At 39.9% G+C, this 13100-nt stretch carries 13 protein-coding genes; 6 read left to right on the forward strand and 7 right to left on the reverse strand.

Going from position 1 to position 13100, the window contains the following annotated elements:
- The coding region (locus tag AC4PL9_RS14275; RefSeq protein ID WP_491605424.1) for a lipopolysaccharide biosynthesis protein at positions 1-1504 on the forward strand (1504 nt) is incomplete at its 5' end.
- 4 nt (positions 1505-1508) lie between these two features.
- Here the strand turns inward: AC4PL9_RS14275 and AC4PL9_RS14280 are convergent.
- The 6 genes from AC4PL9_RS14280 to AC4PL9_RS14305 all read right to left on the reverse strand — a co-directional run bounded on the left by AC4PL9_RS14280 (position 1509) and on the right by AC4PL9_RS14305 (position 6884).
- Positions 1509-2882, reverse strand: a complete 1374-nt coding sequence (locus AC4PL9_RS14280) for a sensor histidine kinase (protein WP_491605425.1) — start codon at positions 2880-2882, stop codon at positions 1509-1511.
- Complete coding sequence (locus AC4PL9_RS14285; protein ID WP_491605426.1) at positions 2879-3565, reverse strand: response regulator transcription factor; 687 nt, start codon at positions 3563-3565, stop codon at positions 2879-2881. Before AC4PL9_RS14285 ends, AC4PL9_RS14280 begins: the two co-directional genes overlap by 4 nt.
- 45 nt (positions 3566-3610) lie before the next feature.
- Positions 3611-4162 (reverse strand): DUF4269 domain-containing protein, encoded by a 552-nt coding sequence (locus AC4PL9_RS14290; protein WP_491605427.1) that lies wholly within the window; start codon positions 4160-4162, stop codon positions 3611-3613.
- Positions 4155-4973 (reverse strand): alpha/beta hydrolase, encoded by an 819-nt coding sequence (locus tag AC4PL9_RS14295; RefSeq protein ID WP_491605428.1) that lies wholly within the window; start codon positions 4971-4973, stop codon positions 4155-4157. Before AC4PL9_RS14295 ends, AC4PL9_RS14290 begins: the two co-directional genes overlap by 8 nt.
- A gap of 63 nt (positions 4974-5036) precedes the next feature.
- Positions 5037-5945, reverse strand: coding sequence for an AEC family transporter (locus tag AC4PL9_RS14300; RefSeq protein WP_491605429.1), 909 nt, complete (start codon positions 5943-5945; stop codon positions 5037-5039).
- A 138-nt stretch (positions 5946-6083) separates the two neighbouring features.
- Positions 6084-6884: an SDR family oxidoreductase gene (locus AC4PL9_RS14305; protein ID WP_491605430.1), complete on the reverse strand. Its 801-nt coding sequence runs from the start codon at positions 6882-6884 to the stop codon at positions 6084-6086.
- 298 nt (positions 6885-7182) lie between these two features.
- Here AC4PL9_RS14305 and AC4PL9_RS14310 point away from each other — a divergent pair, with 298 nt between their 5' ends.
- Positions 7183-9054 (forward strand): T9SS type A sorting domain-containing protein, encoded by a 1872-nt coding sequence (locus AC4PL9_RS14310; protein WP_491605431.1) that lies wholly within the window; start codon positions 7183-7185, stop codon positions 9052-9054.
- Between the two features lie 64 nt (positions 9055-9118).
- Here the strand turns inward: AC4PL9_RS14310 and AC4PL9_RS14315 are convergent, their stop codons facing one another.
- Positions 9119-9955 carry a GIY-YIG nuclease family protein gene (locus AC4PL9_RS14315; protein WP_491605432.1) on the reverse strand — a complete coding sequence of 279 codons (837 nt, stop codon included), beginning with the start codon at positions 9953-9955 and terminating at the stop codon, positions 9119-9121.
- Between the two features lie 185 nt (positions 9956-10140).
- Between AC4PL9_RS14315 and AC4PL9_RS14320 the strand changes: the two genes are divergently transcribed.
- The 4 genes from AC4PL9_RS14320 to AC4PL9_RS14335 all read left to right on the forward strand — a co-directional run bounded on the left by AC4PL9_RS14320 (position 10141) and on the right by AC4PL9_RS14335 (position 13095).
- Entirely contained in the window at positions 10141-10968 is an 828-nt protein-coding gene (locus tag AC4PL9_RS14320; protein WP_491605433.1) for an SDR family oxidoreductase, read from the forward strand.
- A 13-nt stretch (positions 10969-10981) separates the two neighbouring features.
- The gene (locus AC4PL9_RS14325; RefSeq protein ID WP_491605434.1) at positions 10982-11422 is read left to right on the forward strand and encodes an SRPBCC family protein; all 441 of its coding nucleotides are present in this window, start codon (positions 10982-10984) and stop codon (positions 11420-11422) included.
- 101 nt (positions 11423-11523) lie between these two features.
- Positions 11524-12432 carry a helix-turn-helix domain-containing protein gene (locus tag AC4PL9_RS14330; RefSeq protein ID WP_491605435.1) on the forward strand — a complete coding sequence of 303 codons (909 nt, stop codon included), beginning with the start codon at positions 11524-11526 and terminating at the stop codon, positions 12430-12432.
- 159 nt (positions 12433-12591) lie between these two features.
- Entirely contained in the window at positions 12592-13095 is a 504-nt protein-coding gene (locus AC4PL9_RS14335) for a hypothetical protein (RefSeq protein ID WP_491605436.1), read from the forward strand.
- The last annotated feature ends 5 nt before the right edge of the window (positions 13096-13100 follow it).

Here is a 13100-nt window from a genome sequence, read left to right on the forward strand (position 1 = left end):
TATGGGAATTATCAAAAAGCAGTCAACTTATTCGCTGATCATACTATACGTAGGAGTGATTATCGGTTTTATAGGAACTGCTCTGATCCGTCCTAAAATTTTATCCGAAGGAGAAATTGGATTGTTGCAGATTATTCTCAATACAACGGCTATGTTCTCCGGTATTTTTACGTTGGGCGCAAACTTTACCACTCTGCGAATGTTTCCCATTTTTCAGTCGGAAAAGGATAACAATCGGGGACTGTTTTCTTTAGTATTACTGATCGGAACAATGGGGGCTTTGATTATGATTCCTGTTTTTCTGGCTACGGAGTTTTTCTTTTTTGAAAATAAAGAAGGTGAATCGCTGGAGGAGTTTGCTTACACCAATAATTTCTATCTGGGAGTCATTCTGGTTATAATAGCGAGATTGTTTCAGAATATTCTGGACGGTTATCTGAGAGCAAATAAAGTCAGTACTCTGGGGATTTTTTCTGATAGTATTATCCTGAAAGTGTTTCCTATTATAGGATTGGCTTTGTACTACTTTGAATGGATTGATTTTGTAGGGTTAATCTACTTTAATATGTCAATCTTTATTCTACCACTTGTACTTTCTCTTGTCTTTCTGAAAAAACTAAAGATTTTTCACTTGTCGGCTCCGGGACCTTTTTCAAAAGAGGAGCGAAAAGAGATGCGGGGTGTTTCAATGGTGGGGTTGTTTGAGATCATCAGCGCTGGAATTATTTTGTATGTCGATACCATTATGTTGCAATGGTTGATTGGAGAAGAAGCGGTGGGTGTATATTCCACCTTGTTCTTTTTCGGGTTAGTTGTCGGGATACCTGCACGTGGATTGACACGCGTGGCAATTGTCATTATAGCGGAAGCCTTTGCTAAAAAAGAGATGAGCGAAATTCAGGCAATCTACAAAAAAAGTAGTGAGGTTTTAATGGTCGTTGCCGGTTATGTGTTTTTAATGATTTGGGGGAACCGATATTCCGTTGAGCAGTATCTCGGAGAGCCATTTGCGGGAGCAATATGGGTAATCTTTTTTATTGGTTTAGCACAGTTTACAGATGTAATTGCATCGGTAAATTATCAGATTATTGCTGTTTCCCGTTATTATTACTTCAACGTGATTTTATCCGTTATTTCGGTTGTTCTTTTGGTACTTACAGATTATTGGTTCATTACGGAAATCGGAATTGTAGGAGCTGCATTGGGATCGTTAGTATCTGTTTTTGTGATTAATTTAGTGCGATTTATTTTCCTGAAATCCCGGTACGGATTATCTCCTTTTTCGCTTAAAACGCTGAAGTCAATGAGTGTGTTTTTAGGTGTTTTAGTATTGTCAGATTTCCTGCCGGATCTTGAAAATCTATATCTGAATCTTTTCTGGAAAGGAGGGATTATTACCCTGTCATTTATTCCTTTGGTTTACTTTTTGAAATGCTCGGAGGATGTAAATACGGTAATTAATAATGTGTTCCGAAAAGTGTTTCGCGTGATCTCCGGTAAATAGTTTTCTAGGCTTTATTAGTAAACACGACCTCGAAAATATTTTCCTCCCCGGATGGATTTTGATAAGAGACTGAACCGTGGTGAAAACGTATAATACGTTGTGTAAGTACCAACCCAAGCCCAAACCCCAATTTGCCGCGGCTGTTTTCACCTCTGAAGAAACGGTGGAAAAGGTAGCTTTCCTCTTTTTTTGAAACAGGGTTTCCGTGATTTATAACAGCAATTCGCAGTTGTTCAGGAGATGAACAATCCAGAAGTATTTCCGCTCTCTTCTCAGTTCCGTATGTCACGCAGTTGGTCAGAAGATTGAGAAATGCTTGTTTGAGAAGCATCTTGTTTGCCGAGAGGATCAGACGGTCTTCATTAAATGTATCTGGAGTATAGCGAATTTCAAAATGAAAATCAGGGTAAATACTAGCTAGCTCACTTATGAGATCAAATAGAATTTCATCCGTTCTAAGTTTGGTTTTTTGTATATCCTGACCGGATTCGATTTTGGAAATTTCAAGGAGAACATTAATAATTTCTCCCAACGATTTGGCTTTGTTCACCAGATTATCTAACCTGCTTTCCAAAAGAGGGTCATGAATTGTATTTTTTGTTTTCTCAAGTTCGGAGACGAGCACGGCAATCGGCGTTTTTAACTCGTGTGAAATGTGATGGACAGTGTGTCGCTGAAATGAAAATGCGGTATTGGTGCGGTGGAGTAATTCATTAAAACGAACGGTTAAATAATTTAACTCATACGATGAAGTGTCTGGATCCAGTTCAACTGGTTTTTCGCTACTGAGATCAGTGTGGGTAAGCTGTTCTGCAAGTCGTGTAATGGGCTTCGAAATAGCATTGGAGAGAAAGAAAGAGACAAAGAGAACGATAACGGTAATTGCAATAAATAATCCGGTAAGAACCGTTCTCAGGTAGTACATTTTAGAGTACCCGAATTCATCATATGCCTTACTGATGGCATAGTAGCTTTTACCATTATTTTCAACATAAACTCCGATCAGATCATAATTCCCGTCTTTGGTTTCTATCCATCTTTTGGAAGGAGATAATTGATTCAGAATTTCGTTGGAACGTGCAATCGGGAGGTCATCCAGACTGGAAAATATTAAATCTTTCTGACTGTCAAAGACCAGTAGCTTTTCATCGTAAAAGTCATTGATGTTTTGTTCGTCCATGAGAAAGGAGAGTTCTTCACTCATGTCTTTAAAGTCGGTGATCAGACCAATTGTGTATTTGATCTTTTCATTTTGCTGCTGTTGAAATTCTTCTTCCCGGTACTCTGAAAAAAGGAGATAGATCAGTACAAAAGAAATCGCTGATAAAGCAATTACGGTACTGGAAAAATAAATCAGTATTTTATTGCGTATTTTCATTCAGGGTCCAAAAAATAACCGTAACCAACTTTTGTTTTTATACTATTCTTACCAAAAGGTTTGTCCAGTTTATTCCGGAGAAAGTTAATATACACTTCAATCGTATTGGTGTTGGTGTCGAAGGAAGTACCCCAGATTTCGTTGATCAGCTCTTTTTTGGAAATAATTTCTCCCGGATTACTACTCAGACGTTCCAAAATCTGATATTCTCGTGGTGTGAGTTGAATTTCCTTTTCCTGACGGAATACTTTTTTTCTGCTTTTGACAATGCGGATATCTCCGGCAGTTAAGGTATCGTTTTCGTCAGGATTGTTTTTTTGATTTTTAGCACGCTTTACCAGGGCATGAATACGAAGTAATAGCTCCCGCATGAAAAAGGGCTTGGTAAGATAATCATCAGCTCCACAATCAAATCCTTTTACTTTATCTTCCAGTTCATTGAATGCCGTAAGCATGATTATCGGTGTAATGGTATTGAAGGTGCGAAACTCACGACAGACATCAAACCCTGTTTTTCCGGGAAGATTAATATCCATGATCACACAATCAAAAATATCCTTTTTGAGCATTCTTTCCGCCAATGAACCATCAAATACACGTTCGACAATCATCTTTTCAGCTTCCAGTGCTTCGGAGATGTTTTGATTCAGTATAGGGTCATCTTCTATGACGAGAATTTTCATATTCGTAAAGGTAGGGATAACAACAGCTCTTTAGGTACCCAGTAATTATTTTTTTATTGAGAGAACCGATAAATCGGTTGGTAAACGGAGTAATTCAATGTAAGGATCTCCCTGAATGCCGAGTGCTTCTGCAAAAGCAGGTTCCGTTTTATATCCCTGTTTTTTGAAGTGAATTACTTTTTTTCGTAGTTCTTCACCGAATTGTACCAGAAGCTGATGTTCAACGAGTAAATGTCGAAAGGCATATTGCTGTTTGGAGGGAACAGCTTGTCCGAAGAGTTCAATTTCGAATGTATCCAGAAGAAAGTTCGCGACAATGGCCTTCCCTCCGGGGTGTTCTATCGACCTGATCCGAAATCGGTCTTCTTTCTGAAAACGGGAGAGAATGAACTTCTCAAAGTAGTCCGGAAACTGGAAGCAACAGACGATATCAAGATCACTGGAAGGAAGGTCAATCCCAATTGGTACTGTACCTGCAAGAAGCGGATCAAACTCGACCAGTCTTTCCAGTAATTTGTGTTGGGTCAGTGTCTGATAAGCCTCTCGCTGACGTTTATTCCCGGTTTGGAGGTAGTCGATATTTTCAAAATTAATCACGCTTTTCAGGGTAAAATATCTTCTTCACGCCATAGTACACGGATTGATGAAGTGCATCGCCATGATCCAGTTCAGGGAAATAACGGAAATAAACCGAAGTGGTTTCCGGGCTTACTTTTTTCAATTTACTATATAATTTTCGCGCAACTTTTTTCATCACTTTTCCCTCGTTCCCCACAGCTACATAAACAGATTTATCCGAAGTATAGGGGAGGGGAGTCGTTTCCAGAAGCGACTGATCATCCCACCACAAACTTGGACTAACGATGAGGTAATTGTCAAAAAGATCGGGGTGTTTAAAAAGAATTTCTGTGGCTAAAAGTCCGCCAAGCGATTGTCCGATGAGTGTTTTGCTTTTTGTGGTTTTATAGTTCTGGTCAATAAAGGGTTGTACCTCCTTTTCGAGAAAGGAAGTAAAGTCTTCCGAACCACCGTTGTTTTCAATGATTTCCTTATACTCCTTTTTTTCGCAGGGAGAAGTGAAGTCATGGTAACGGTCTGTATTGGCTATTCCGACAACAATACATTCCGGCATCATATTGATCCAGGAGAAAGAAGCAAATTGCGTCAACCCCGACACATGAATAAAATCTTCATGCATAGATCCATCCAGAAGATAAAGAACCGGGTAACGCTTTATCGAGTCAGGAGAATATCCCTGCGGCAGATAGATATTCAGCTTTCTTTCCTGTTGAAGAATTTCAGAATGTAATGTCACCGTTTCTCCGATAGTAATGGGTTGCGACTTCTTCTGTCCAAAAACAGTGATGCTACATAACAGAGCGCTAAGAGCGATAATAGATAAACGCATATTGATAAAATATAAGGTTAACCGGAAGCAAGTTAAATAAAATTGCGGAATTCGTATAGCGTTTTATACCTGTAAAATAAAATACCACAAGGCAAGTGTAAGGAAAGATACAGGGATTCCAATACCTACCATCATATTACTTAAACGGGGTTTGAGACCATAGGACGAAGAAATAATAGAGGCTGTGATCATCGGAGCCATGGCTGCCTCCATAACACAAACTTCGATAGCTGTTCCTTTCTGACCAAGAAATACGATGTAAAGAAGATAAATGAATGCAGGTAATACAATCAATTGATACGATAGCCCGAGAAATAAAAAGGGCCAGTGTTTACTCCGTTCTTTGATTTTCAATTGAAACCCTACAGAAACAAGTGCTATTGGCGTGATCGTAGCACTGAGTTTGTAAAAGACTTCATCCAGATAATCGGGAAACTGAACGTTCAGTAAATTCAGGCCAATCCCAATCAGGAAAACAATAAAGGGAGGAAACGTAAATATTTTCTGGAAAATAAGTCCGAAATTATTTTCTCCTCTTGCGTAAATCGTAGCGACCAGTATCCCAACGGTTGATAAGGCAACAAAAGTTCCCGGTAAATCAACCATGATGAGTGTTTTCAGTCCCTCTTGTCCATACAGGGCTTCGATGACAGGAATTCCTACAAATGAAGTATTTCCGAGTCCTCCGGTCAGGATCAGACAACCGATTAATGATCGGGACCATCCGAATAGTTTCCCCAGACCGGCAAAGAGTAAAAATGCTCCGGCAAATGCAATCCAGGGGACAGCAACAGGAAACAGCAGATCCCATGAGAAATTAATCTTCGGCAGGTAATGAAGAGCCATCGCCGGAAGTGAAATGTAGATAATAAACTGATTGAGCGTAGTATGTGTGTTTTTGGGGAAAGCCTTGATGTAACGAATGCCAATTCCGATGAAAAGGCAGAGAAAAAGAAGAATGATACTTGTCATTATACCGAACGTATTTATGACAAAACTACAGAGATTTTATGGGCTAAAGTGGAGGAAACAGAATTTGTTTTGTGTCAGATTCCCGAAGGGAAATGTTAGGTCTTGTAGGTGAGTCAAATGAGAAACTTCATAACCGGACTACTGACGACCTTTGAAGTCATCCATTGTTGTATACACACCCAAAACTTTCCCGACAAACCAATCGAAAAACGGAATCGGGAAAATTCCCTGAAAGAAGCGGACAAAATGAATACTCCAGGGCATGCTGGCAATGGGTTTACCGCGTTCAATGCTGCGAATCACTTTTTTAGCGACTTTTTCCGGTTGCAGAATAGGAATAACAGAACGAACGCCATCAAACATTCCGGTATTGATATAATAAGGAGTTACGGTTGTTACTCCAATGTTCTTTTGGAGCTGTTTCATTTCCAGTCGTATACTATCCGACCATCCCAGTAATGCCCATTTACTGGCCGCATAAACCGACATTTTCGGGTTGGAAATTAAACCTGCCGAAGAAGCGATATTACATATATATCCAGAATTTTGCTGAAGCATATCGGGGAGAAAAAGACGGGTAATATACATAGGTGCACGGGCATTTATTTCCATCGTTCGTTCGATATCTTCTTCACTGTGTTCATGAAAATATTTTCCGACAACAATTCCTGCATTATTAATCAATAGATCTACTGTACCGTGATTTTCTTTTGTTTTCAGGTAAGTTTCTTTTACCTGAGTTACATCAGCAATATTTACCCGGTAACCTGCTACAGATCCAAGTGGAATTAACTCCCGGACCGTGTGATCAATTTTTTCGGAATCGATATCCCAGATAATTAATGTTCCTCCTTTTTGAAGGATTAGCTCTCCCATTAATCTCCCTATTCCGGAGGCGCCTCCGGTAATCAAAACTGTTTTTCCAGCGATTGTAAACATGCCTTCTGATTTGGTAAAGAAAGATAGTAAAAAAAGGAAAAATCAAACCGGAAAGCAGGTTCTTTTTTGGTAGGATACAAGTAGAGAAAGAATACGAAGTAGATAGTTTTAACAAATTTTAAGGAATTAAAAAATGAGACGTTTTTTTGTTGGTAATTAGCTGTTTTACAGGTTTTGTGTGATTGTTTTTTGTTTTCATTTTCTTAGGAATCCAATAATATTTTCCGTGATTATTCAAAAAAAACCAACCAATGTTGGAGTTGTTACGTGTCTAATGGTACACCAAAAAACAAGTATTATGAAAAAAACGTATCTTACCTTGGTTGTTGCACTGGCAGCTTTCAGTGCGAGGTCTCAATTTTTAGTCGAAGATATTAACCCCGGAGGAAATCATTCCTACCCGATGGAGATTACTCCTGTGGGATCTGTGGTTTATTTTACGGCTGATAATGGTAGTGATGGAAATGAGTTGTGGATGTATGATGGGAGTTCTACTACATTGATTGATATCAATCCCGGGGTAGGGAGTTCGTATCCGTCCAGTCTGACAGCGGTCGGAAGTGACTTGTATTTTGTTGCTGATAACGGGACATCAGGGCCAGAGTTGTACAAGTATGACGGAAGTAGTCTTACGCAGTTTGAAATTAATCCCGGAGCAACCGGAAGCGGTGTCTCGGAGATTACCGTGTTTAACGGAAATGTGGTCTTTTCGGCCGATGACGGAACAAGCGGAGCAGAGCTTTGGCAGTGTGACGGAACGAATGTGACAATGTTCGAAGTGTATACAGGGGCAAGTGGTTCTTATCCGACCAGTCTTACCGTTTACAGTAACGAATTGGTTTTTAAAGCCGATGACGGAACGACGGGAATTGAAGTCTATAAATTTGATGGAAGTACCGTGAGTTTAATCGAAGATATCAATCCCGGATCAGGAAGCTCTCTGGCAAATGAGTTTACGGAATCAAACGGAATTCTATATTTCTCAGCACAGGACGATGCGAACGGTTCTGAGTTGAGAAAATATGATGGAACTTCGGTAACCCTTATTGATATTCAATCCGGTCCGAATAGTTCGTATCCTTATTCTCTTACGAGTGATGGAACTACGTTGTTCTTTACAGCAACAACAGGAACAGAGGGAACTGAATTTTATACCTATGATGGAACGGATTTGAATACCTATGATATCAATACAGGTGCGACATCTTCGTCTCCTGATAACTATGTTCCGGATGGAAACGGAGGCGTGTACTTTGCCGCTGACGACGGAACGGATGGGAGAGAACTTTGGTATTTTGATGGAACAGCACTTTCTTCATCGGATGTTAATCCGGGAGCTTCAGGATCAAATCCGGGGAATTTTACCTTGTATGATGGAAATGTATTTTTCAGAGCAGATAACGGAACAAACGGTGTTGAGCTGATGATGTATGACGGAACTACCGTTTCTCTGGTGCAGGATATTGAGGTAGGAGCGACAGGTTCAAATCCTTCCATGCTCATGGTTGTTAATCAGCAATTGATTTTTTCAGCAATGAGCACCAGTGAAGGTAATGAATTGTATTCGTACGATGGAAACAGTGTTCAATTGCATTCGATTAATCCCGGGGCAGGAGATGCTAATCCTATGGATATGGTTGCCATGGGAGATGTTCTGTTTTTTAGCGCAGATGATGGAACAAACGGTAACGAGTTGTTTATGATGTGTGTCGTGAATACATCGGTTACATTTCAGGATGGAATCCTAACATCGGAAGCAACCGGAGTATCTTATCAGTGGGTAGATTGTAACAACGGATATGCCGAAATTTCAGGAGAGACGAATCAGACGTTTACGCCATCTTCAAATGGAAGTTATGCGGTGGTTGTAACCTCCTCTTCGTTTGCTTGTCCGGATACTTCAGCGTGTGTAGTTATTACTAATCTGGGAATTACAGATCAGGAAGAAGACAAATGGGTAGTTTATCCGAATCCGGTTAACGATCGTTTGTTTATTGATGCAAATGTAGCGATCTCGTCTGTGCACCTGACCGCTTTAAATGGTCAACAGATTCAGGTAGAAATGAATGCTGATAACAGTATCGATGTCAGAGAACTGGCACCGGGAGTATATTTTGTAAACCTTTCTACAGAAGAAGGTGTTCTAAGAAAACGAATTATCAAACACTAGGTTTTAGATTGTTAGTACAAGTAAGGTCGGGTAGAGATACCCGGCCTTTTTGCTGCGGTATGTTTTATTTTCTTTTTATTTCATTTAACGTCTTTCCTTCTTTATTTTTCCAATCTTTCCATCCGTTTGAGCTACGTGCCAGAATGGTAGAGGAAGCTGCACTGGGGGATTTAAAAATATAATCTTCCTGAAATTCTAAAACACCATTTTTATCGACCAGTATTTCATCTTCAATCATAGAATTCCGCATGTTCTTTACCCATTCACCAACTGTTTTACTTGTTTCTTTGTTTGCCAAACTTCCTTTGTAAACCAGAAAACCATCATCTGTTAATTCTCCTTTAGCACTCGCTTCTTTTCCTTTACAGTAAAATAGCTCTTTAGAAGATTTCGCTTTGCGTTTTTCTTCAAATAGGGGGTAGCCCAATGTGGCTAAAAGAATTTTTAACGTTTCGAAATTATCCAGTAGATCGTGCTCTCTGCTTTCCGGAATGGATGGTTTCTTTGAACCATTGTCATTATCTGTTTTGTAACGCCCGATTTTCGTAGCGTGTTCCAGACAATAATGCTCCAAAAATTTACTATCTGTTTTGGTATATTCGTTTGTTTTGGTGATGACGACAATACAATGCGTCCAGAAATCTTTAGTTCTATTGTGTAGTTGAATACGTTTGTAGCAATTTTCCCCTTCTCCTATATAGACTTTGGGGCTACTGCCGTCTTTATCCGTACCAAACAAAAAATAGATTCCAGTAAAATGGACCATGTCGCGTTCGGCTACTTCCTGGATCTTATTTCGTGGAAATAAAATAGCTTTTACCAGACGATTCGTTATTTCAGCTTCACGAATACTGGTGGGAGATCCGTCAGGAAGGAATAGTTGGATAGTTTGGGGTTTCATATCTATTTATTCAATTATGATAAGACATTTCAGGAACGTAATTACTGGCTTTTATAGCTCTTAAAAAGGTAAAAATAGAATTTTTCCTGCACTTTATATCCGATCTGCTGCGGTTTGTATCTGTCTTCTATAGAAGTTGACTGCACCTTTGTATTACAAATTGTTACAAACAAAAAACAGAACAAATGAGTAAAACAATCTTGATTACAGGAGCTTCGTCCGGTTTTGGTAAAGGAACAGCAATAGGACTGGCTAAAAAAGGACACAGAGTCATAGCAGCGGTACATGTTGAGCCGTTGAAGACCATTTTGTTGGAAGATGCAAAAAAGGAAAATGTAGAACTGGAAGTAATTGTACTGGATGTAACCAAAGCGAGTGACCGACAGTATGCAGCGGAAAGATACGATGTCGATGTATTAATGAGCAATGCTGGAGTGATGGAAACCGGTCCGGTAGCTGAAATTCCGGTTGAAAATGTCCGTAGAAATTATGAAGTGAATGTATTTGCTCCTTTACAGTTGGTGCAGGCTTTTCTGCCAAAGATGGTGAAGAAGGGGAAAGGAAAAGTTGTTTTCACTTCCTCAATGGGGGGGCTGATTACAGTTCCTTTTGCAGCGATTTATACTTCTACAAAACACGCTTTGGAAGGAATTGCAGAAGGTCTGAAAGAAGAATTAACGGGTACCGGAGTAGAGATTTGTACGGTGAATCCGGGGGTGTTTGGTACGGGATTCAATGACCGGGGAGCGGAGACCTTGTTAAAATGGTGGAACCCCGAAGTGTCACTGTCTAAGCCGGAAATTATTCAGGCATTTACTGATCCTGCCGCACTGGAACAACAATTGGATCCTCAGTTAATGATTGATGCTATGATTCGCGTAGCTGAAGAAGAAAACTCCCTGTTCCGAAATGTCATTCCGGAAGCCATTATTCCCTGGATTAAAGCGACACAAGAGCAAGCCTGGAAAGCACGAGCAAATGAGATGTTAACAGTAAATCCGAATTCACTTTAAATAAACAGTACAAATGCAGCACGAAAATATTCATATATCTACTGATATTATTATCAACGCACCCAGACAAATAGTTTGGAAAGTTTTGTCTGATCTCGAAAAATGGCCGGAGTGGACGAGTCTGATGCTTTCGGCAAAAGGGGCGTTCAAAAAAGAGAGTCAATTGACACTGGAGTTTATCAGCCCGGACGGGGGAAGTATTGTTTTTGACCGAATGATGTTTCTCTTCGAAGAAGAAAAAGTGTTCGGATGGACAGGAGATGCTTTTGCCGGATTAAAAGATTTTCATGTTTTTGAATTGGAGGATGCCGGTGAGGGTAGAACACGACTGATACAATCTGACGGTTTACACGGAGCCGATATTCCGGGAGTGGAGGAAATCGAAAAACAAATGCTGGAAGGGTATAAGGTTTTCAACCAGGAATTGAAACAACTGGTCGAATCAGGGATATAGAAACGTAGAAGCAGCTCCCGGTTCGGATATATTTCGGGAGTTGTTTTTTATAAAAAATCACCAAGGAAAAAGAAACATCTGTAAATCACTAAATTTGTAGTATGAGTCAGCCAGTTATTCATGTTAAAACCCTTTCGGAAGTACATGCTATGTTTGGATTGCCCAAACCGAAGCATCCGTTGATTTCCGTATTACGACATGCAGATCTGCAATTGGATGAAAATTTCGGAGAACAGCGATTCCGTGTGGATATGTATATGATTTCACTGAAGGATAAACAGCAGGCAGAAATGCAATATGGTCGGAATACGTACGATTTTCAGGAAGGGACGATGGTGTTTATTGCGCCGGATCAGGTGTTTGCTACCCGGGGAGCTGATTTTTCAGAAACCGGTGATGAATGGAGTATTTTGGTGCACAAGGATTTTATTGCCCAGTCAGATCTATGGAGCCAAATGAGCAACTATCACTTTTTTAAATACGAATCCAACGAGGCACTTCACCTTTCGGATGAAGAGAAAAAATCGCTGACCGAAATCGTGCAGAAAATTGAACGGGAATACCATCAGCGTATTGATAAACATACGGATGAAATTATCAGTATTAATCTGGAATCATTACTGAAATATTGTCAGCGGTATTACGATCGGCAGTTTATCACCCGTAAGAGTATCAATAAAGGATTTTTGGTGCGGTTTGAGAACTTTCTGAATGATTATTTTGCCGATGATCTGGCAGAGAAAGGAATGCTGACCGTGGCTGCGTGTGGTAAGGCGCTGAATATGTCTGATCACTATCTGAGTGACTTGTTAAAAGCCGAAACAGGGAAAAGTGCGAAGGAACACATTGATTTGTTTTTAATAGACAAGGCAAAGCAATTACTGTTGCAATCGGAACAAAGTATCAGCGAGATTGCCTACGAACTGGGGTTCAACTATCCGAATCACTTTAGTAAATTATTCAAATCTAAAACAGGACTGAGTCCGAGTGAATTCAGAAGTTACCTGTAAATAAGATATGATTTTTATAGAGAGAATCCGAACCGTTTGAACGTATTGGCTGACTTGAATATCGCTCTGCTATCTGAAGTCCTATTTCGTTGGGTTTCTTAGAGCAATAAATCGTTCTGTTAAGGCGTTATTTTATTGATAATCAAATTGTAATGCCTTATGAGGTTCTTTGTCATTCCTTTTGTGCTATTTATGCTTTTTTCCTGTAAACAAAAATGTGATGATCCTAAAGCCACCAATACCGGTTTTAAGCAGGAGTGTATTTATCCCGGCAAAGGTCTTATCTATGAATATTCGTTAGATGCAATACCCGGGGTGGATAGCATGGGGAACCCCTGGCCTGAAGAAGATCTGTATTATACCTTAACCGATTCGAACCAGGACCTTGTATTTGTTTCAGATACTTTTGCCAATTCGAATATTCCCCATGTTGAAAACCTTACAACGGATCGGATAGTGATAATGACCTATAACACAACCGATGACTGGAAAATTCATTTGTACGGTTCCGTTTCCGGACTGATCGATTCTCTTGTGTTTGATTATAAGGACTATATGTTCGGTGGTAACGCCCAGGAACTTTATCCGGAAAACCTCCAATTGGAGAAGAACGGATTCCGGTACCGTTTTGTTATCGATTGGTATTCCAGTTTTTTACAGTGATGGGG

It is taken from the genome of Wandonia sp., assembly GCF_984588085.1.